Origin of the sequence: Paraburkholderia aspalathi (assembly GCF_900116445.1) — a bacterium.
In the GTDB taxonomy this organism is placed as follows: Bacteria; Pseudomonadota; Gammaproteobacteria; order Burkholderiales; family Burkholderiaceae; genus Paraburkholderia; species Paraburkholderia aspalathi.
Window position 1 is genome coordinate 69,865 of record NZ_FPBH01000031.1, and the last position, 20,354, is coordinate 90,218.

A 20,354-nucleotide genomic window follows, 5' to 3' on the forward strand; every position below is an offset into this window, starting at 1 on the left:
AAGAACTAGGCGCCGCTCCCGCCCACCGTCTTGATGCTCTTCCATTGTCCCTGCTGGACCTGAAACAGCGTGTACGGCGGCTTGATCAGATCGCCATACGGGTCGAAGGTGATGTTGCCGGTCACACCGGTAACTTTCACTTTCGACAGGCTGTCGACGATCTTCGCGCGATCGAGCGAGTCGGCGCCGTGAATCGCCTTGATCATGGCGAGCGCGGCGTCGTAGGCAAATGGTGCGTACAGTTCGACATCCTGATTGAAGCGCGCCTTGTAGCGCTTGCCGAACTCCTGCGCGGCAGGCAGCTTGTCGAGCGCGGGACCAGGCTCGAGATCCTGCGTGCCGTCACCCGCCGTGCCGGCAATCTGCAGGAATGCATTGCTCTTCAGCGCGCCCGCGCCGAACAGTTGCGCCTGCATGCCGAGCGAACGCATCTGCTTGACCAGCATCGCGCCCTGTTCATCCAGACCACCGAAGAAAATCAGATCGACGTTCTTGCTCTTGAGCGTCGTCAGAATGGCGCGAAAATCCACTGCCTTGTCATTCGTGAACTCACGATCGACGATATTGCCGTTCGCTTCCTTTGCACCTTTTTCGAACGCATCGGCGAGCCCTTGCCCGAATGCCGTACGGTCATCGATGATGCCGATACGCTTCGCCTTCATCTGCTCCACCACGAAATGCCCCGCCACGACACCGCCAATGCCGTCGTGACCCATGGTGCGGAACACGTTCTTGTAGCCTTGCTTGGTGAGTTGCGGATTGGTCGAGCCCGGGGTGATCATCGCAACGTTCGCCTGGTGATAGACCGTCGAAGCAGGAATGCTGCACCCCGAGTTGTAGTGACCGATCACGCCAACTACGCCGTCGTCGACCAGTTTCTGCGCGACCTGAATCGCCACGCGCGGGTCCGCCTGATCGTCCTGCACGTCGAGCTCGAACTTGACCGGCTTTCCGCCAATCATTGGATGCTTCGCGTTCTCTTCATCGAGCGCGAGTTGCGCGCCGTACTGCAAGTCTTTACCGACTCGCGCGACCGGCCCGGTCAACGGTCCGACGAAACCGATCTTGACGACTTCAGGATCGGCCGCCCACGCAGACGGTAGATATGTGACGAGTGCGCAAACTGTGGCACTCAACAGCCAATTGCGGCGATTCATGATGCGCTCCTTGCGAGATGTAACGTCGCGCGATGTGTAGGTTGGCCGATCCGATGCGCGACGCGTCGAATCTGTCCTGCGGTGCTAGTGGTGAAACAAAAAAATCGGTGCGCTCAAAAACTCAATGAAAATCAGAAACGCGTTGCCGAGTAAGGCGCGAGATCGAGCGGCGGCGCACGCTGCGCAATCAGATCGGCGACGATGCGTCCGCTCACCCCGGCTAACGTCAGTCCGAGATGCTGGTGGCCGAATGCGTAGATCACCCGTTTGCTCGCGCGCGAGCGTCCAAGCACCGGCACGCCATCCGGCAACGTCGGACGGAACCCGAGCCAGCTGCTATCCGGTGTATCGAGCGCGGGTAACGCGCGCTTCGAAGAAAACGTGAGCAGATCGATCAGTGAGCGGTTGCGCGTGTCGCCAAAACCCGCCAGTTCGACCGTGCCGGCGACGCGCAGGCCGTCGCTCATCGGCGTCATGTAAAAGCCGCGCTCGGCCCAGCCGACCGGTCGCGAGACCAGTTGTTGGGCGCCTGGAAAGCGGACGTGATAGCCGCGCTCCGTGTCGAGCGGAACCGGATCGCCGCATTGTTTGGCGAATTGGGCGGAGCGCGCACCGGTGGCGATCACGACGTGATTGAAGCGGCGCGTGGCGCCTCCAATCGTCACACTCGCGCCGTCAGCCGCAGGCTGCACCGCGTCGACGGTCGAGCGCTGCAGTGTCAGGCCCTGGTCGGCAAGCTGTAGATAAAGTGTCTGCAGAAAGCCTTGCGGATTAGAGAAATGCCAACTGTTACTGAACAACACACCGCGCTCGAAGATCGGGGCGAGCGACGGTTCGAGCGCACGGATGTCGCTGCCGCCCAGCACGTCGAAGGCAACGCCTAACTGCCGGCGCAGATCGAGTGCAGGACGCGCGGCATCGAATGAAGCCGAATTCGAATACAGATAGAGGCATTCGCGGGGCCGGACGAAACGCGCCAGTTCCGCGTCTGCCAGCAGCGGCGCATAGCCGTCGTGCGCGCGATCGAGCAACGCCGCGAGTGCCGTGGCGCTCGCCTCATAACGCCGCGGCAGCGAGCTCATCATGAACCGCGCAAGCCACGGGGCGAGGTGCGGCAGGTAGCCCCAACGCAGTCTGAACGGGCTCTCGTTCGATAGCAGAAAGCGCGGCAAATCGCGAAACACGGACGGGTTGTTGACCGGGATGCACGCATAGTGCGCGAAGGTTCCCGCATTGCCGAAGGACGCGCCCTGCCCCACGCCGGCCGGATCGAACAGCGTGACTCGATGGCCGTCGCGCATCAGCGCCGCAGCGCTCGCGAGGCCGATGAATCCCGCTCCGATGATGGCAATCTCCGGCATCACTTGCGTCCTTGCATGTCGCAGCCGTCGCCGAAGAGCGCGTGCATCGTGGCATGCCGCTCGCCCGCCAGCGCGCCGGGTTTCGGCGCGCATGGGGCTTGAGGAGACTGCGGAAAACTCATCGGGAAACTCCTGGGGACAGAATCCGGACACTGTCCGGTGACACCTTGGCGCACTCGCCACCAGACAAACTCTGGCAATCAGAATCACACAATATTTTTTTGTGTGCAATTAAAACTCACATTGTGTGGCCCTAGCATTTTCCCTGGATGGTCTATGGCGCAGTCCTTGCAAACACGGGCGCACCGGACGCGAACCGTTCTGGCACGCCGTTTTTAGGCGTTGCGGCGGTGCTTGTCTGGTATAGAATCGGCAAAATTCCGCACAATCGCGGACAAAGTCGATTTTGTATGGAGACACCAGTTCTTATGGCTTCTGGCAAAGACACAGCGCGTGGGACCAACGGCGCGCCGGCGCAGGCGAAGCGTTCCACGTATGTCGAGGTGTCCAGTTCGATCGAGAACGAGATTCGCAGCGGCGTCTATCCGCCGGGCAGCCGCCTGCCGCCGCAGCGGCAACTGGCCACCGAACTGGGCATCAATGTGTCGACGGTGTCTCGCGCGTACAAGGAATTGCAGTTACGCGGATTGGTGATCGGCAGCAAACGGCGCGGCTCGCTCGTGACCGGCGGCGCCATGCCGAGCGTCGAACCGGCCCAGCCGGCCAGCAACGCGGCGATCGACCTGACCGTCAACCGGCCGGCCACCGGCGAATTCCTGAACTGCCTCGCGCGCACGCTGGCGGAATTGCCGCGCGATCCGCGGTACCCGCAATTGCAGGAGTACCAGCCGCCGCAAGGCCCCGTCTGGGCGCGCGCCGCCGGCGCACGCTGGATGGCCGCGCCAGGCTTCACACCGGCGCCCGACCACGTGGTGGTCACGAGCGGTGCGCAGCACGGCTTGTATGCGGTGCTGAACAGCCTGATCGGCACCGACGGTGTGATCCTTGCCGATCAACTCACCTACTACGGGTTGAAAGCACTGGCTCCCGTGTTTCAGTTCGAGATCGTCGGTATTCCGAGCGACCGCGACGGCTTGCTGACCGACGAGGTGGAGCGTGCCTGCCGCCGTATGCCGGTGAAGGCGATCTTCACCGTACCGAATCTGCAGAACCCGACCGTTACGACGATGAGTCTCGAACGCCGCATGGCGCTCGTCGACATTGCACGGCGGCATGGCGTGGCAATCATCGAAGACGACGTTTATGGGCCGCTGGTTTCGCAGCGACTGCCGACCATTGCTAGCCTGTGCCCGGAACTGACGTTCCACCTGGCGGCAACCTCGAAGATTCTCGCGCCCGGTTTGCGGCTCGGCTACCTGTTGAGTCCGCCGGACAGTTCCGCGCTGTGTGCGGAGGCGGTGCGCACCACCGCGTGGATGCCCGCGCCGATGTCGATGCTGATTGCTTCGATCTGGATCGAGGACGGCACCGCGCGCCACATCATGGACGCGCAGCTTGCTGAAATTCGCGCGCGGCAGGATCTGGCGCGCGAGCTGTTGCCACAGGAATTGCTGCAGACCGACCCGGCGTGCATGTTCGTGTGGCTCAAGCTGCCGCCGCCGTGGCGTGCCGACGACTTTGCGGCGAATGCGAAGGCGCGCGGCGTCGTGGTGATGCCGTCGTCTGCATTTGCGGTGGACAGGTCGGAGATCGAGCACGGCGTGCGGATCAATCTCGCTTGCGCGACGAGCCGCGATCAACTCGTGAGCGCGTTGCGGCTGTTGACGGGCACGCTGAAGGATCGCCCCCGGGCACTGTTCGGCACGATCTGATAAATCAAATCAAAATTGTTCAACCACCAAAGGAATAAACCCACCACCTGCCTCGTTCAATAACCGCAACGAACATCGGTCTTGAGAGAGGTGCGGTCATGAAGTCTGTGCTTACAGTGTTCAGCGCCGTGGTGAGCGCCGCGGCTTTGACGAGTCTTGTCGCGTGCGGCGGCAGTTCCGGATCTATCAATTCGCAGTCGTTTACCTCGTCAGTGCTGGTCTCCGACGGCGCGGTCTCCGCGCCGCACACCGACCCCAATCTGAAAAATGGATGGGGTGTCGCGTTCAATCCAAAGGGTTTCGTCTGGGTCGCGGACAACGGGACCTCAGTCGCCACACTCTACGATGGCAACGGCGTGCCGCAGTCCCTGGTCGTCAGCATTCCGAACGGAACCAGCGGCACGGCGAATCCGACCGGCATCGTATTCAACGGCACGACCGATTTTACGGTCACACAGGGCGGCAAGTCCGGCGTAGGCGCCTTTATCTTCTCCGGCGAAGGCGGCACGATCACCGCATGGGCGCCGGCGGTCGCGCCCACGAACGCGATCGTCATGTTCGATGGCGGCAGTGCCGGCGCGGTCTACAAGGGGCTCGCGCTCGCCAGCAATGGCACGGCGAACTTCCTCTATGCCACCGATTTCCACAACAACAGGATCGACGTATTCGACACGAACTTCGCGAAAGTCGCGATGCCAGGCAAGTTTCAGGACGCAACGCTGCCGGCAGGCTTTGCGCCGTTCGGTATTCAGGCGATTGGCTCAAAACTCTTCGTGACCTACGCCAAACAGGACGCAGCCGCACATGACAATGTCGACGGTTCCGGCCTGGGTTTCGTCGACGTATTCGATACGTCCGGCAACCTGTTGCAGCACTTTGCGTCAGCAGGTCCGCTCAACGCGCCGTGGGGCGTCGCACAGGCGCCTGGCAACTTCGGCCGCTTCAGTGGCGACATACTGATCGGCAATTTCGGCGATGGCACGATCAACGCGTTCGATCCGGCAAGCGGGCAATCCCTCGGCACCATCAACCTGTCGAACGGAACTACATTCGTGCAGCCTGGGCTCTGGGGTATCGCGTTCGGTAACGGACTCGATAATCAGCCGACCAACACGCTGTTTTTTGCTGCGGGGCCTAACGACGAAGCCAATGGCGTTTATGGCCGCATCGACGTGAAGATGTGAGCGCCTAGCTCTTTACGCTGCGCAAGGCGTAAGCAGACAGCGTCGCGAGGCGTTCGACACTGAGCAACCGGGCGAGCCGTTTCAACGCGTGACGTACACGGCCGCGCAGATGCGCCATGCGCATCTGGCGCCAGAAACGGTCCGGTGCGAACTCAGAAAAACGCGCCTCGCGTTCCAGCAACGCCTTACCGCCTGGCAAGTGAACGAACGAACAGCAGCGAAACCAGCGCAGATCGCGATAATTATTGCCGGGCCAATGACGGCCAACGGCCTGATAAGCACCCACCTCGATCAGGCCCTGCCCTTCGTCGACCAGTACGTTGAGTGCCGCGGAAATAAACGCTTCGTCGCCGTGATGTCTCACGCGACCGATTTCGGTGACGTAGCGAGCGTAACTGGCACGCGCGCACGGAACCAGCCGGCGTAATGCGGCGGGCGTCGCCAGAAGAAACTCGCCGCCGTACCAGCGCGGATTTCTGAGCCGCCTGTCCGCCACGATCTCGAGATCCGCAACAACACAGTCGCTGCCGTACGGCGGAAATACCTGATCCGAAATATCGAATGCGCCGAGTCCTGCTTCAGCGCAGCGCTCGATCAGATTACGTTCGAGCGCACGCAACGCGACCATGTCGGCGTCGAGCAGCAACAGCATCGTGTCGGCCGGCAGCGAATCGGCCATCTGATCCATCAGGTCCAGTTTGAAATGCGCGGCATAGAACGGCGTGTTCTTCGGCAACTCGATTGTCGCCTTCAACGTCATCAGTGCCGGCCGGTGCTCCTTTGCCATGCCTTCGAGCCGTTGCGCGACCACCGCCGGCGCGTTGGTCATGATGGTCAGCTTCGGCATGCCGGCTCGCCGCAAGCTGTTGTTCAGGCAGATCGCCTGACTCACATACGCCAGCGGATCGCGATTCGTCGAGTTGGGACCCGGACTCACGTCCACATCCACATAAACCAGCGTGCAAGGAAAAAGATTCACGTTGCTCCTCACCAGGCGTGAGAGACGGTTCGCTTTTTTCCAGCGTGGCCGCTATCGTTCGCGGATTGATCCGCCTCTCCTTTCATGGGCTAAGTCAGAAGTCCGCGCAAGGTGCACAGCCATGCGCAGCCATCGTGCCGCGGCTCGCGCCTTTATGGCGTCACGCTCGAGCCGGGTGATCTGATCTGCGGCGATGGAGTCGGATGAACCGGGGCGCAGGCATCAGGTATGAACTATCGTTTCACGTCCCTGCGTTGCCTTTCCGCCAAAAGTCAGCAAGAGTCAGCAAGACGCAACGCGGGTGCCGTCAATCGGCTTTCAGCCGGTCGAAAGTACGCCAAAATATCTGGCGCCTTAACATTCGAGTGAACAAGTTACCTGCCTGCCATACGCAATCTTTGCGTCGGGTGTCACATTTCGGCGGCGCTGTCTCCCCCGTATCGCATGCCATGCGCGCCGAGCAAACGGTACAGCGTCGCGCGTGAAATGCTGAGCTCGCGCGCGGCGTCGCCGGGGCGTCCACGGTGGCGCAGCAATGCGAGTTCGATGGCCTGCCGCTCCGCTGTCTCGCGTGCCTGTGCAAGCGTCAGGGGCGCGGTCGCGACGTAACTCGCCAGTTCGAGATCGTCAGCGGTAATCGTCCGCCCCTCCGACATCACAATGGCGCGACGAACCCGGTTGATCAGTTCCCGCACGTTGCCGGGCCAGTCGTATTGATGCATCGCCGTGATCGCGTCGGGAGAAAAACCGTATAGCCGACGGCTCGCATCTTTCCTGTAGCGATCCAGCGTGTACAGCGCGAGCAGTTCGATGTCCTTGCCGCGCGCGCGAAGCGGCGGCTCGTCGATTCTCAGTACGCACAAACGGTGATACAGGTCAGTACGGAAGCGCCCGTCTTCGATCGCGGCCTCCATATTGACGTGCGTGGCGGAGATGATGCGCACGTCGACATCGATCGAACCGTTACCGCCCAGGCGGTCGATGGTGCTTTCCTGCAGGAAGCGCAGCAGGCTCGCCTGACTCTCGAACGGCAGATCGCCGATCTCATCGAGAAACACGGTACCGCCGTGAGCGGCTTCGACGCGCCCTATTCTGCGCTGATTCGCCCCTGTGAAGGCGCCACGCTCGTAGCCGAACAACTCCGACTGCAGCAGGTGCGGCGGAATCGCGCCACAGTTGATGGCGACAAACGGCGCGTTGCGACGCGCCGAATGCGCGTGAATCGCCGCCGCCGTCAGCTCCTTGCCCGTACCCGATTCACCGGAGACAAAAACGGGTGCATCGTTTGCGGCCACTTTGCGGATCGAGCGGAACAACGCGAGCATGGCATCGCAGGTGCCGATCATCTCGTCTTCTGCCGTGGACGTATCCACAAACACTGGCTCACCGAGCGAGATCATGCCGCAGGCATGGCCTACCGTATCGATCACTCTGGCGTCCGCGGTGGGCAGCGTCACGTAATCGAAGCAGTAGTCGCGCACCAGCCTGCGTATGGCGGCGTCATCGAGTTCCGGCGCCGCGGTCATCGCGACCCAGCCGATGTTCGGCATCGCGAGGCAAGCTTCCAGCGCGGCAATATCACCGGGATCGAACACGCTCGACAGATCGGCCAGCCCGGCCGCCAGCGAGCCGTCATCCACGGCCTCGCGCACGTCACGAACCGAGCCGATGACGTCAACCTGCCAATCGCGCTCCTCGAAGCTCGCCAATAGCGCCGGCGAAGGATCGCGCGTGAAGTAGATGACACGCCGCTTGATGGCCTTCATTTTCTGCATTGTTTTTTGTTTTCTCGCCGGGCCTGCTCTGAAACCTGGTGTGGCCAGGCCCCTCGCACGACATTGCTCTTGTTGCTCCATGGCCGCGGATGCCTGTCCTCGTGAATCAGGCGCGTACCGGGAGCTGCCATTTCATGGTGCATCGGGTTTCGGCGAGCCGGCGGCGCTGCGAACGTCGGCTAACGAAAAACCGGATGCGACAACGACCGTCGATCATACGCGGCTGTGCGGTCGCCGTGGTGGGTCCTGACCTTATTTGAAGATTAAGTCCGCAAGCGCACCGCGCCGTGCACCAGAGTTGCTATCGGACTAGCGCCTCAACTTCCTGAAAAACTTGCGAATCTCGGCAGCGAGCAGATCGGGCTTTTCCATCGCAGCGAAATGGCCACCGCTCGGCATGTCGGTCCATTGCACGACGTCGAAGGTCCGTTCGAGCCATGTGCGCGGCGGATGGTTGATCTCCTTCGGGAAACAGGCGAAGCCCACCGGCGGCACGACGCGTTGCCCCTCAGCGAAGCGCATCGGCTGCAGCCGGTTCTCCCAATACATCTGCATCGCCGTGCCAATACTCTGCGTGTACCAGTAGAGCGAAATGTTGGTAAGCAACTCGTCTTTCGAAAACACCCGCTCGATGTCGCCGTCGCAATCGCTCCACGCGCGAAACTTTTCGCCGATCCACGCCGCGAGGCCCACCGGCGAGTCGTTCAGCGACGCCGCCGCGGTTTGCGGTTTCGTCGCATGCATATGGGCGTAGCCGCCCTCCAGGGCGACCCATTCGTTCTTCTCCCGCAGATAGGCTTCCTCCTCGGGCGTAAGCGGTGTTTGCGCAGCACCGCTCGCGGGCTCGTATGAACTCGGCAGGAAGTTGAGATGAATGCCGTCGACATGCTCATGATGCCGTGCCGCGAGCGCGATCGAGACGCCGGCGCCCAGATCGCCGCCCTGGGCCCCAAAGTGCACATAACCGAGGCCACGCATCAGCGAAGCCCACAAATCCGCCACCTGAAACGCGGAAGTACCGGGTTCTACCGGTGCCTGCGAGAAACCAAAACCGGGCAGTGATGGAACGACGACGTCGAACGCATCGGCGGGATCGCAGCCGAATGCGGCCGGGTCGCATAAGCGGTCGAGCAACGCGTGGAACTCGAAAAACGATCCCGGCCAGCCATGCGTGATCACGAGCGGATAAGTCGTCGGGCCGACGCCACGCCGATGCACGAAGTGCACGCGCTGACCGTCGATCTCGGCGAGGAATTGCGGCTGCAGATTCAACCTGCGCTCGGCCTCGCGCCAATCGAAACGCTCGGCCCAGTACTGCGCGAGCTCGCGCAGCCAGGCGGAGTCGGCGCCCTGTTGCCAGCCAGGCGACGGCGTCGCCGGTGCCCAACGGGTCGCGTGAATCCGCCGGTGAAGATCGGCTATGTCGGCATCAGGCACGGCAATCTGAAACGGCTCTATCTGCATGTCAGTTCATCCGGCACAGGGTGTGGGAATAACAGGCGCTTCGGATTCGATAGCGCTGTTCACGGCAATCCAGCAGGGGCCAAAGTGCGAAGCGAGCTTGATGCGCACTGAGCGCGCGGAGCAATCTGCATGGTACACAATGAACGCGATTCTCGTTTGGCGCGGCGGAGGCCTTCATGGTTGCAGCGCTTACGGCTCTATTGGAAACAAGAAAGCCCGCGAAATGCGGGCTTTTTTTACAGCTTACTGCCTACACCATCAGCTTAGAAGCGATGGCGGATACCCACCGTGCCAACCACCTGCGAATCGGTTGACGAACGGCTCACACCGACGATATCCGCCGTGACGCCCGAATCACCCACGCTGCCGACGTGCTGGTATGCCGCTTCAACATACACGTCGGTACGCTTGGACAAGGCGTAGTCGGTCTGCAACGTCAGCTGTTGATACTTCGGGCTCGCGCCGTTCAGACGTGCGTCGGTGAACGTGTACGCGCCCGATACCGTCCATGCCGGCGTGAATGCGTAACGTGCGTTCACTTCATAGTTCGTGAAGCGCGCGCTGCCGCCGGTCAGCGCGAATCCGCTCGTCGTGCCCGACGCCGACGATCCGATCGACGTTGCGTTGTGCAGTTGCGTCTGCGTGAACACGAGGCCGACGTTGGCCGCGCCGAACGCATAGTTCACACCGGCACCATAGGTGCGCTGAAGGCCTGCGTTGAACGTGGAGTCGCCGCTCGCCACAGCGCCGCTCGTGTTGGTCGTCGAGCCGGCGCCGTTCAGTTGCAGGTAGCCCGCAGCGAACTTCAGGCCGCCGAATGCATACGATGCGCCGACGCTGTAGGCGCGGCTGTCCGCGAAGCTGCCCGCTGCGTTCGAGAAGCCGTACAACGCGCCGAACTTGAAGCCGCCGTAGTTGACACTCTGGAACTTGACCGAGTTGTTGATACGCACCGAGTTGTTCAGGTTGTCGTTGTCGTACGGGTGTGCCGAGAGCGTGCCGCCGTATTGCGTGCCGTTCAGCGCGAGCGGAGCGAGATAGTCGACCAGGCTGTCGTACTGGCGACCCAGCGTGACCGAGCCGAACTGGTCGCTCGACAGACCGACGAAGGCCTGACGCCCGAACTCACGGCTGTTCTGCCCCAGCTTGCCGTTCGACAGATTGAAGCCGTTTTCCAGCACGAAGATCGCCTTCAGGCCGTTGCCCAGATCTTCCGAACCGCGCAGGCCCCAGCGGTTGCCGTTCAGCATGCCGCTGGCTTGCTGAAAGTTGCTGCTGCCGCCCGAATTGCTGGTGTAGGTCAGGCCCGTATCGATCAAACCGTACAGCGTGACCGAGCTTTGTGCGTGGGCGGCACCCGCGGCGCCGATGAGTGCGAGCGAGAGGCCCGACAATACGAATTTATTCATGGATTTCTCTCCTGATTCGGATAGCGGATGCTATCGAGCGGCCGAGAATATCCCACTAATCGAAATACTGTTTTTCAGTTAATTACGACGTTGTGTATATACGACGCCACTGATTTTTTAGATTGCCGATCATTTCACGTAACAGCCAGTCTGCTGCCGAAAATGAAATGGGGCGCACCCCTCTCGCGAGTGCGCCCCAAGTACCTGATTTAATGCTGCTCTCGGAGAATCAAGCCAACGCAGAATAGCATGGCAAATATCTGTCAACAACGAATTAAGGCCGATTTATAATTCCAATTAATTCCAATTGAAATTAATTGGAATATCTTGGCAGATAAATAAACCAATTCAATCCATTATTGCGGAAATTGAAAATAGTTATTGTTAGTTTTAAAAGCCGCGCAGAAATCACATTGCAAGGAGAAACCCAGTTCTGCACGGATCGCTGCGTCGCTGCACTAACTGCGGACTGAGCAGCTTCACGGACGCGGCGCACCCGTCATGCTCGGTGCGCCGCCGGGGCCCGCGGGGTCCGGATTGCCGAACGTGGGCAGGCTGCCGTCGGCGCGGGCGCGGGCGATCTCCGCGCGTACCTGTGCGCGGGTTTTTGGCCCGCTCCCGGATTTCAACAACGCGCTGGCGGCGGGCGCGAGTTGAGGTGTCGATGGCGCCGGTATGGCTTGCGGGCTTAGCTGGGCTTGCGAGCCTGGCGGCGCTGATATCGGTTCTGTTGGCTCTGTTGGCTGTATCAGTCGTATCGGCGTTGACACGGCAGGCGCGCTGGTTACGCCGGAGAGTGCCTTCGCCTCGGCCGGAACAGAGGATGACGAACTCGCACCAGCAGGTGTGCCAACGCCACTCGCTCTCCCGTTCGAGAGGCTACCCGCACTAACATCGGCTACCGCGGTTTCGAGAGCATGCCGGGTCTTCGAGTAACTGGAGGACGCACGGTTCGAGCGTTCGCGCGTCGCTACGTAGCTTTCGTGCGTGCGGCCTGTTTTCCCGGAAGACGTCGCCGAAGATCGCGCCGATTTCGCCCCTCGCTGCGTCGGCTTGTCCCCATGCACAACGGCCAGCGCGTGCTGCGTCTGCTTCGCACGCGCCTCGACTTCTCTTTGCAACGCAAGAACCTGATCGTCGTTCCGATGTACTGAACGCACCGCGTCCAGTTGCGCCTGCGCGGAAACAAGATCGTTGCGCTGCAGACTGTTGCGCGCCGCCTGCAGATCCCCGGCAATAGCCGCCGCTGAATCGCTGCGTGCAACGACCGGCCCGGAACTCACTGAGCCCGTTATCGTATCGCCGCGTGTGGCGTGAGATCCATTGTCGCGCTCCAGGCCGAGTTCGTCCGTCGGCAGCCAGCCTTTGCCCGACTGCGAAATATAAGCCGCGATCGCAAGCGCGCCGACAAAGAGGCTCGTGAGAACTATCTTCCTGGGTTCGACAACCATGACGTCTCCCTCTCAAATCGTGGACATGCGCGTTTGCCGTATCGCAAACGGGCCCGAATTCATCAGAGGGTTCGCAGCGAATCAATCGATGCCGCCGCAACGACCGCGAATTCGGGCCGGCGCAGTCACGTACGAATAAGAGTGCAAACTGGATGCGTGCTATCCATCATTTATAGTCGCCAAACGTCGATTCGTCCGCGCACGCAGGGAGTGTTGTCCGAAAACGCCAGCTTACTGACCACGCTTTCCTAGGACGATTGTTTGAACTGCGAAGCAATGAAGGCAGGTTTTAATCCGCCGTTTGAATTCGACGAGGGCAGCGCACGCCTACACAAGCGGACCTTCAGTCTGTTTGCCGCGCACGGCAACCGCGATCGAGCTGCCGACAATCAACGCAATGCCGAACAACGACATGCTGCCGATCGTCTCGCCCCACACGATGTAACCGAACAGTGCAGCCCACACGATGCTCGTGTAGTTATACGGCGCGAGCGCGCCGGCATCGGCCTGTCGAAATGCCATCGTCATCAGCAACTGCCCTGCCGTGGCGAACCCGCCGAGCAGGGCCATCACCGCGAGCGCTTCGATCGACGGTGTGCGCCACGCGAAATAGAGCGATGCCCCGGTGACGATCGTACCGATCACCGTGAAGTACAGCACCGTGGTGCCCGAATCGTCGGTGGCGCGAATCCGCTTGATCTGAATGATCGACAAAGCACCGAAAAACGCGCTCGAAATCAGCAGGACCGGACCGAGCCAATTCGAATGCGAACCATCCGGACGCACCACGAACAGCACGCCGATAAAACCGACCGCGGCGGCAAGCGCATCGCGCGGCTTGAGCGTTTCCTTCAGAAGCAGCGGTGCAAGCACGATCACCAGCAAGGTCTCCGAGTAGACGATCGCCACCGCTTCGCTGAGCGGCACATAGGGCAGCCCGGCAAAGAACAGCCCCGACGCACCGAGCAACGTCAGCGCGCGCAAAGTCTGTCCACGCACATCCAACTGCCTGAAACGCTCGATGAGCGGCTTGCCGCGCAGGCAAACCGCCACCGCAGGCACCAAGCCGAACAGCATCCGGAAGAACGTCACTTCATTGGCCGGATAGGCGAGCGCGACGGATTTCGCCAAAGCGTCGACCACGGCGAAGCAGAACATCGAAACGAGAATCAGCGCGACGCTACGCAGCGGCACGCCTGCACTCCGGACGGCGGTGATGGGCGGCATGAGTTTTCCTGGGAACGCGCGAAGCTGCGCGTCGCTTAGGTTTCGCCTCCGGTGAAAGGAAGGCGTAATCGGAAAACGGATTATGCCTGCGGTGCCGCGCGCGATCGACTGGAAAAACTGCCCTCACCCATTCCGCATCCGCGCCACCAGACAAGCCCGCGTGCCCCCACCTGACAAGCTGCCTCTTGTTTGCACCATTCCGGGTAAGTACCGATACAGCTCTCGCTAACTAATAATATTATTCATAGCGATTTCCGCATCCATGAGGATTGGACACACTGTCTACGGCCCCATGCAAATTTAATAATAATTATGACCATCAATTAAGCGGGGACATCAGGAGATACAGGTGCGCAATTACTTTGTGCTGGCGGCGCTCGCCATGTTGGGCGCTTGCGGCGGCAATGACGGTTCACCGGGCGGGACTGCGTCAGCAAACAAGCAGATCGCGGCAGTCGATTCCGCAGCGGCATCGGCAGCGTCGGCGGCCTCCGCAGCGGCTCTCGCGGACACCGCCAACGTCGAAGCCGAATTCAGGGCCGCGAAGACCATTCCATTGGGGATGAAAACGACGACACCCCCGCTTGTGATCGCTGACCCCACCCTCAACCTTCCGCCGTACACCCCGCCACCGCCGCCCACTCCGGTTTCCACCACGACCCTCAACTTCGGCGACTTCACGAGCTACCTCGCGCCCGGATCGACACAAGGCTGGCAACCCGGCACGAGCAGTTCGACCATCACGATTGCCCCACCGGCCACCAACGGCACAGGCGCCGGCGACAAAACCGTTGCGCTCGCAAGCACCTATGCCACGGCGTCCTACGAAGCGGATGTGACGGTGAGCGCGCCCGTGGGTAACGGCGCCGCTAACGCGGGCTTTATCGTGCGCACGACCAACCCCACAGCCGGCGGCCCCGATAGCCTGACCGGCTACTACATCGGCCTCGATACCGGTTCGCACGTATTGCAGGTCGGCCGCGAAAACAACAACTGGACGAACTTCATCGCGTATCCGATGAGCTCGATCGTGGGCGGCAGCACGCATCACCTGAAGGTCACGACGAGCGGCACGGCCATCACCGTCGATTTCGACCAGCAGCGCGTGATCAGCGTCAACGACGCCACCAACGCCCTCCCCGCGGCCTTCCAGTCGGGCAGCTTCGGGCTGCGGCGCTTCGGCGTCGGCGCGACCTTCAGCAACATCACAATCCACACGTATCCGACCGTTACGTCACCCAGCTTCGATTTCTCCGAGGTTGTCGGTGCGGTCTACACGCCGTCCAACGCGGTGAATGCGATCGACTTCTGGGAGAACTACGACCCCGAGATCGTCAACCGCGAGCTGACGTACGCGCAAACGTACGGCATGAACACGATTGCCGTGTATCTGCACTACCTCGTGTGGGCGAACGACCGCGTCGCATTCCTGAGCAAGTTCGAGAACCTGCTGAAGATCGCCGCGCGGCATGGCATCAAGGTCTCGCCGATCTTCTACGACGACTGCTGGAACCCGACGCCCGCGTATGGTCCGCAGCCCGCGCCGGTCTGGGGCGTGCATAACAGCCAGTGGGTGCAGTCGCCGGGCACACCGGTCGAGCAGGCGTATTTCCAGCCGACAGCGGCCAATGCCAGCATCACGTACAAAGCCAGTCTCGCGAGCTACATCACCGACTTCGTCGCGCCGCACCGCAACGACCCGCGCATTATTTTCTGGGAGCCGATGAACGAACCGGGTTGTAGCGGCAATGGCTCGTTGCAGCAAACGCGCGCCGTGATGATGAACGATGCGCGCATCGCGATTCTGAATGCGGGTGCGACGCAGCCGATCAATTCGCCGCAAGTGCAGGAGGATGAAGGCACGTATTTCTCGGACTTCTATGCGTTCCATCCGTACAACAACCCGTACACGGGTCCGGTGAACGGCAGCAATGTCAGCGCGCTGAATTCCGAAACGCTGCAGCGTGGCTTCCCTGGCACGACGGGCCAGACGATGCCGGGCATTGTGTCGAACTACGGCGGCACGACGGGCTTCATCGTATGGGAACTGATGATCGGCCGCACCAATACGCGCTTCCACTGGGGCCAGGTGCCGAGCGCGCCTGCCACCGTCGAACCTGCCACGCCGTTCCAGGGAACGATCTATCCGGACGGTCACCCGTGGCAAACGTCGGAGACTCAGGCCTTGACGGGTGGATTCGATGTGAAGCTGCCGGTGCTGCAGGTCGGCTACTACAACGATCCGACCTTCAACAGCGCGCCGGTCAAGACATCGATCGCGCCGCTGATCGACTTCGACCTGAACACCGAGCGCGGCACCGATTCGCCGGATGCCTCAGCGGGCGTCAACGCGACGGGTTATGGCGTGCGGTGGACCGGTGCGATAGAGGCCGCCAGAACCGGGCTCTACACGTTCTCGATCAATAGCGACAACGTAGCGCACCTGTGGATCAACGGGGTGCGGGTTATCAACAAGAAGACCTCGACGCAAGGCACCGTGAGCGGTACGACCTGGCTGAACGCGAAGCAGCGCGCGTCGATCAAGGTGGAGTATGTGCACGGTACGGGCCCGGCCAGCATGCACCTGTCATGGTCGAGCCCCGAGGCGCAGAGCCCCGGGGCACTGAGGATCGTGCCGTCGGATTCGCTCGTGACATCGAACTGAAGGAAGGCTTAATTAACAGCCCGGCAGCGCGCAAGCTGCCGGGCTGTTGGTAGCCGCCGTTAGCCATCGGCTTGCTCAGCGCACCTCTGCGCATTCCTCCCGCATAGTTTGAACCGCCCTCCGTTTTGTGCGATGCTAGCCGCGCCCCGGCAATCACGAGAAGAACACGGGCGTGAGGCAGACCAATCCTGTTGTCCATTCCTCAGGAGGAGACATGATTGTGTCATCGCAGTTGCGCCGCATCGGCCTCGCCCGTCGCCTGACATTCGCCCCGCCGCTGGGCGCTGCCAGATTAAGAAAAGCCACCACCGTTTCCAGCTTCGTTTTCCTCACCGGTCTCAGCGGCGTCTGTCACGCCGACACCCAGGTCGGCGGCACGCTTCCTCCCGCTCCCGACAAGCTATACGGCGATCTTTTCGTGGCCGTGCAAACCGCGCAGATCTATCCGGATCAGAAGACTTTCGTCGACGCAACGCCGAACGCCGATCCTGCCGCGATCGTGCAACTGTACGAACAGCAGAAGAACAATCCCGGCTTTTCGCTGGCGAACTTCGTCAACCAGTACTTCACGCCGCCGAGCGAACCCGTCATCACGCCGCCCGCGAATCAGACGCTGCGTGAGCACATCAACTGGCTGTGGCCTGCCCTCACCCGCACCACCACGAGCGCACCGGCAAACAGTTCGCTGATCCCATTGCCGAAGCCGTACGTGGTGCCAGGCGGCCGCTTCCGCGAGGGCTACTACTGGGACACGTACTTCACGATGCTAGGCTTGCAGGAGTCGGGGCATGAAGATCTCGTCGACAACATGCTCGACAACTTCGCCTATGAGATCGATACGTTCGGCCACATCCCGAACGGCAATCGCACCTACTACCTCGACCGGTCCCAGCCGCCGTTCTTCTCGTACATGGTCGCACTGGCGGAGAAGGTCGAAGGCCGCGGCGTCTATCAGAAGTATTTGCCTGCCCTGCGCAAGGAGTACGCCTACTGGATGCAGGGAGAAAGCTCGACGCAGCCGGGCCAGGCCACCCGCAACGTCGTCGTGATGCCGGATCGCACGGTGCTCAACCGTTACTGGGATGAACTCGACACGCCGCGTGACGAGTCTTATCTGGAGGACATTCAGACCGCCCAGCAGGCAACGGGCCGCAATCCGAACGACGTCTACCGCGAGTTGCGGGCGACTGCCGAGAGCGGCTGGGATTTCAGCTCCCGCTGGTTCGGTGACAACATGACACTCGCGACGGTGCGCACCACGTCGATCATCCCGGTCGATTTGAACAGCCTCATGTTCCACCTTGAAATCACCATCGCGAAAGGCTGCGGCGAGACGCGCGATTTCCGTTGTGTCGGCGAGTTCGCCGAGCGCGCCGCCAAACGGGCGCTCGGTATCAACCGGTACTTGTGGAACGCCAAGGGCTACTACGGCGATTACGACTGGACGCTTGCGAAGCCGCGCGACAACAAGACTGCGGCGATGGTGTTTCCGCTGTGGGTCGGTGCGGCGTGGCCGGATCGCGCGCAAAAGACGGCTCAGCAGGTGCAGTCCGTCCTTCTGCAACCGGGCGGGCTTGCGACCACCACCTACAACACCACGCAGCAATGGGATGCGCCGAACGGCTGGGCGCCCTTGCACTGGGTCGCGATCGAAGGCCTGAAGCGCTATGGCCAGGATGCGCTTGCGCAGCAGATCGGCACGCGCTTTCTGACTGACGTGAAAGGGGTTTACGCGTCGGAGAACAAGCTGGTTGAAAAGTACGTGGTGGAAGGCGCCGGCACCGGAGGCGGCGGCGGTGGCGAATATCCGCTGCAGGACGGCTTTGGATGGACCAACGGGGTGACGCTCAAGCTACTCGATCTGTATAGCCCGGGCGACTAATCCAACCGCACGGTGAAGCAATGCAAGGAGGCGCACACGTCGCTCATAGCGGCGTGTGCACGGAAGCGCAGGTCCACTCAGCGCTTCGCGTCCTCGTCCAGCGTCGGGTAATCGGTGTAGCCTTCCGCACCGCCGCCATACATCGTGCTCTGATCCGGCTCGTTCAGCGCTGCGCCAACCCGAAGCCGCTCGACCAGATCCGGGTTCGAAATAAAAGGTCGGCCAAACGCAATCAGGTCTGCCCGTTTTGCCTTGAGCGTCTTCTGCGCGAGCTCCCGGTCATAGCCATTGTTCGCCATGAACAATCCATCGAATGCCTGGCGCAACACCTGCAGATCGAAGCCGCCTTCGACGTCACGCGTGCCGCCGGTGTCGCCTTCTATAACGTGCAAGTAGACAAGCTTGCGGGCATTGAGCTGCTTCACCACATAGGTGAAAAGCGGTTCGGGATCGCTGTCGGCGATATCGCCGAAGCTGCTGAGCGGAGAAATACGCACGCCGACGCGCTCGCCACCCCACACGGCCGTCACGGCATCGGCCACTTCCAGCAACAGGCGCGCGCGATTTTCAATCGAGCCGCCATATTGATCGGTTCGTTGATTGGTCCTGTCGCGCAGAAACTGATCGAGCAGATAGCCGTTTGCCGCGTGGATTTCCACGCCATCGAAACCAGCGGCCTTCGCGTTTTGCGCGGCCAGACGATATTGCTCGACGATACCCGGCATTTCCGACGTTTCAAGTGCGCGCGGCGTGACGAGCGGCACGAAGCCCTCGTCGGTATAGGCCTGACCTTCGGGTTTGATCGCCGAAGGCGCTACGGGCAACGCATTACCCGGCTGCAGCGACGGATGAGAGATACGGCCCACGTGCCACAACTGCAGGTACATATGGCCGCCTTTCGCATGCACAGCATCGGTAATATGTTTCCACGCCTGCACCTGGGCGTCGTCATATATGCCAGGCGTGAACACATAGCCCTTTCCTTGCTGCGAAATCTGCGTCGCCTCGGCGATGATGAGACCGGCCGTTGCACGTTGCGCGTAATACTCGATGGCCAGTTCGCTCGGCACGTCGGCCTCCTTCGCGCGACTGCGCGTCAGCGGCGCCATCACGATGCGATTGGGCAACTGCAGCGGCCCGAGCGCGACCGGTTCGAACAGGTAACTATCAACGTGCGCGGATTCCGTAGACATGGCGGCTCCTTGAAAAAGATTCAATCGAGTTTCACCGGTTTTTCAGGTCACGCCGAGTTTCGCGAGCAACGCTTTGGCCGCGGCTTCGGACGACGCCGGGTTCTGCCCCGTAATCAGATTGCCCGCGACCACGACATGCGACTGCCAATCCGGCCCCTTCGAATACCGGCCGCCGTTCTTCTTCAACATGTCTTCGACGAGGAAAGGCACGACGTCGGTGAGACCCACGGCTGCTTCTTCGGAATTGGTAAAGCCGGTGACCGGCTTGTCGCGCACGAGTGGTGTCTCGTCAGGCCCCTTTGCATGGCGTAGCACACCCGGCGCATGGCATACCGCGGCAACGGGCTTTCCGGCGGCATAGAGCGCTTCGATCAGGGCAATGGAATGCGTGTCTTCGGCGAGGTCCCATAGTGGGCCGTGGCCCCCCGGATAGAACACCGCGTCATAGTCTGCGGCCGACACGGTTGAAAGCTTCACGGTACTCGCCAGCACGGCTTGCGCGTCCGGATCCTTTTTGAATCGGCGGGTCGCGTCGGTCTGCGCATCGGGGTCATCGCTTTTCGGGTCGAGCGGCGGCTGGCCGCCTTTGGGCGAAGCGAGCGTCATCTCGACGCCTGCATCCTTGAACACGTAATAAGGCGCGGCAAACTCTTCGAGCCAGAAGCCGGTTTTCCGGCCCGTATTGCCGAGCTGGTCATGTGAAGTCAGTACCACCAGAATCTTCATGGCAACCTCGCGAATGGATTCGATTCGCGTTGCACCAGGCCATCGAGCG

General features: G+C 61.4%; 15 protein-coding genes. 4 read left to right on the forward strand and 11 right to left on the reverse strand.

Annotated elements, in window-relative coordinates; genetic code table 11:
- Positions 1–5 precede the first annotated feature (5 nt).
- The 3 genes from BM438_RS35165 to BM438_RS46780 all read right to left on the reverse strand — a co-directional run bounded on the left by BM438_RS35165 (position 6) and on the right by BM438_RS46780 (position 2,640).
- Positions 6–1,157 (reverse strand): branched-chain amino acid ABC transporter substrate-binding protein, encoded by a 1,152-nt coding sequence (locus BM438_RS35165; RefSeq protein ID WP_093644299.1) that lies wholly within the window; start codon positions 1,155–1,157, stop codon positions 6–8.
- 131 nt (positions 1,158–1,288) lie between these two features.
- Complete coding sequence (locus BM438_RS35170) at positions 1,289–2,518, reverse strand: NAD(P)/FAD-dependent oxidoreductase (protein WP_093644301.1); 1,230 nt, start codon at positions 2,516–2,518, stop codon at positions 1,289–1,291.
- Entirely contained in the window at positions 2,518–2,640 is a 123-nt protein-coding gene (locus BM438_RS46780; protein WP_279630575.1) for a hypothetical protein, read from the reverse strand. The genes BM438_RS35170 and BM438_RS46780 overlap by 1 nt, the downstream gene beginning before the upstream one ends.
- Positions 2,641–2,946: 306 nt before the next feature.
- On the opposite strand from BM438_RS46780, the gene BM438_RS35175 reads away from it, so the two are divergent.
- The gene (locus BM438_RS35175; protein ID WP_093644303.1) at positions 2,947–4,350 is read left to right on the forward strand and encodes an aminotransferase-like domain-containing protein; all 1,404 of its coding nucleotides are present in this window, start codon (positions 2,947–2,949) and stop codon (positions 4,348–4,350) included.
- Positions 4,351–4,448: 98 nt separating this feature from the next.
- Positions 4,449–5,534, forward strand: a complete 1,086-nt coding sequence (locus BM438_RS35180; protein WP_093644306.1) for a TIGR03118 family protein — start codon at positions 4,449–4,451, stop codon at positions 5,532–5,534.
- Positions 5,535–5,538: 4 nt separating this feature from the next.
- Here the strand turns inward: BM438_RS35180 and BM438_RS35185 are convergent, their stop codons facing one another.
- The 6 genes from BM438_RS35185 to BM438_RS35210 form a co-directional block, all read right to left on the reverse strand.
- Positions 5,539–6,513, reverse strand: coding sequence for a hypothetical protein (locus tag BM438_RS35185; protein ID WP_093644308.1), 975 nt, complete (start codon positions 6,511–6,513; stop codon positions 5,539–5,541).
- A 410-nt stretch (positions 6,514–6,923) separates the two neighbouring features.
- Entirely contained in the window at positions 6,924–8,279 is a 1,356-nt protein-coding gene (locus BM438_RS35190) for a sigma-54 dependent transcriptional regulator (protein ID WP_093644383.1), read from the reverse strand.
- Positions 8,280–8,597: 318 nt separating this feature from the next.
- On the reverse strand, positions 8,598–9,752 hold the full coding sequence (locus tag BM438_RS35195) for an epoxide hydrolase family protein (protein WP_093644310.1): 1,155 nt from the start codon (positions 9,750–9,752) through the stop codon (positions 8,598–8,600).
- Positions 9,753–10,015: 263 nt separating this feature from the next.
- Positions 10,016–11,161 carry a porin gene (locus BM438_RS35200; protein ID WP_093644312.1) on the reverse strand — a complete coding sequence of 382 codons (1,146 nt, stop codon included), beginning with the start codon at positions 11,159–11,161 and terminating at the stop codon, positions 10,016–10,018.
- A 479-nt stretch (positions 11,162–11,640) separates the two neighbouring features.
- Positions 11,641–12,612 (reverse strand): DUF4148 domain-containing protein, encoded by a 972-nt coding sequence (locus tag BM438_RS35205; RefSeq protein ID WP_093644314.1) that lies wholly within the window; start codon positions 12,610–12,612, stop codon positions 11,641–11,643.
- Positions 12,613–12,939: 327 nt separating this feature from the next.
- On the reverse strand, positions 12,940–13,839 hold the full coding sequence (locus BM438_RS35210; RefSeq protein WP_093644316.1) for a DMT family transporter: 900 nt from the start codon (positions 13,837–13,839) through the stop codon (positions 12,940–12,942).
- Positions 13,840–14,188: 349 nt separating this feature from the next.
- Here BM438_RS35210 and BM438_RS35215 point away from each other — a divergent pair, with 349 nt between their 5' ends.
- A complete protein-coding gene (locus BM438_RS35215) occupies positions 14,189–16,504 on the forward strand; it encodes a PA14 domain-containing protein (protein WP_244179534.1) in 2,316 nt (771 codons plus the stop codon).
- A gap of 214 nt (positions 16,505–16,718) precedes the next feature.
- Complete coding sequence (gene treA, locus BM438_RS35220; RefSeq protein WP_093644318.1) at positions 16,719–18,386, forward strand: alpha,alpha-trehalase TreA; 1,668 nt, start codon at positions 16,719–16,721, stop codon at positions 18,384–18,386.
- Positions 18,387–18,463: 77 nt separating this feature from the next.
- Here the strand turns inward: treA and BM438_RS35225 are convergent, their stop codons facing one another.
- Positions 18,464–19,579, reverse strand: a complete 1,116-nt coding sequence (locus BM438_RS35225) for an alkene reductase (protein ID WP_093644320.1) — start codon at positions 19,577–19,579, stop codon at positions 18,464–18,466.
- A gap of 42 nt (positions 19,580–19,621) precedes the next feature.
- Entirely contained in the window at positions 19,622–20,305 is a 684-nt protein-coding gene (locus tag BM438_RS35230) for a type 1 glutamine amidotransferase domain-containing protein (protein ID WP_093644322.1), read from the reverse strand.
- Positions 20,306–20,354: the final 49 nt, after the last annotated feature.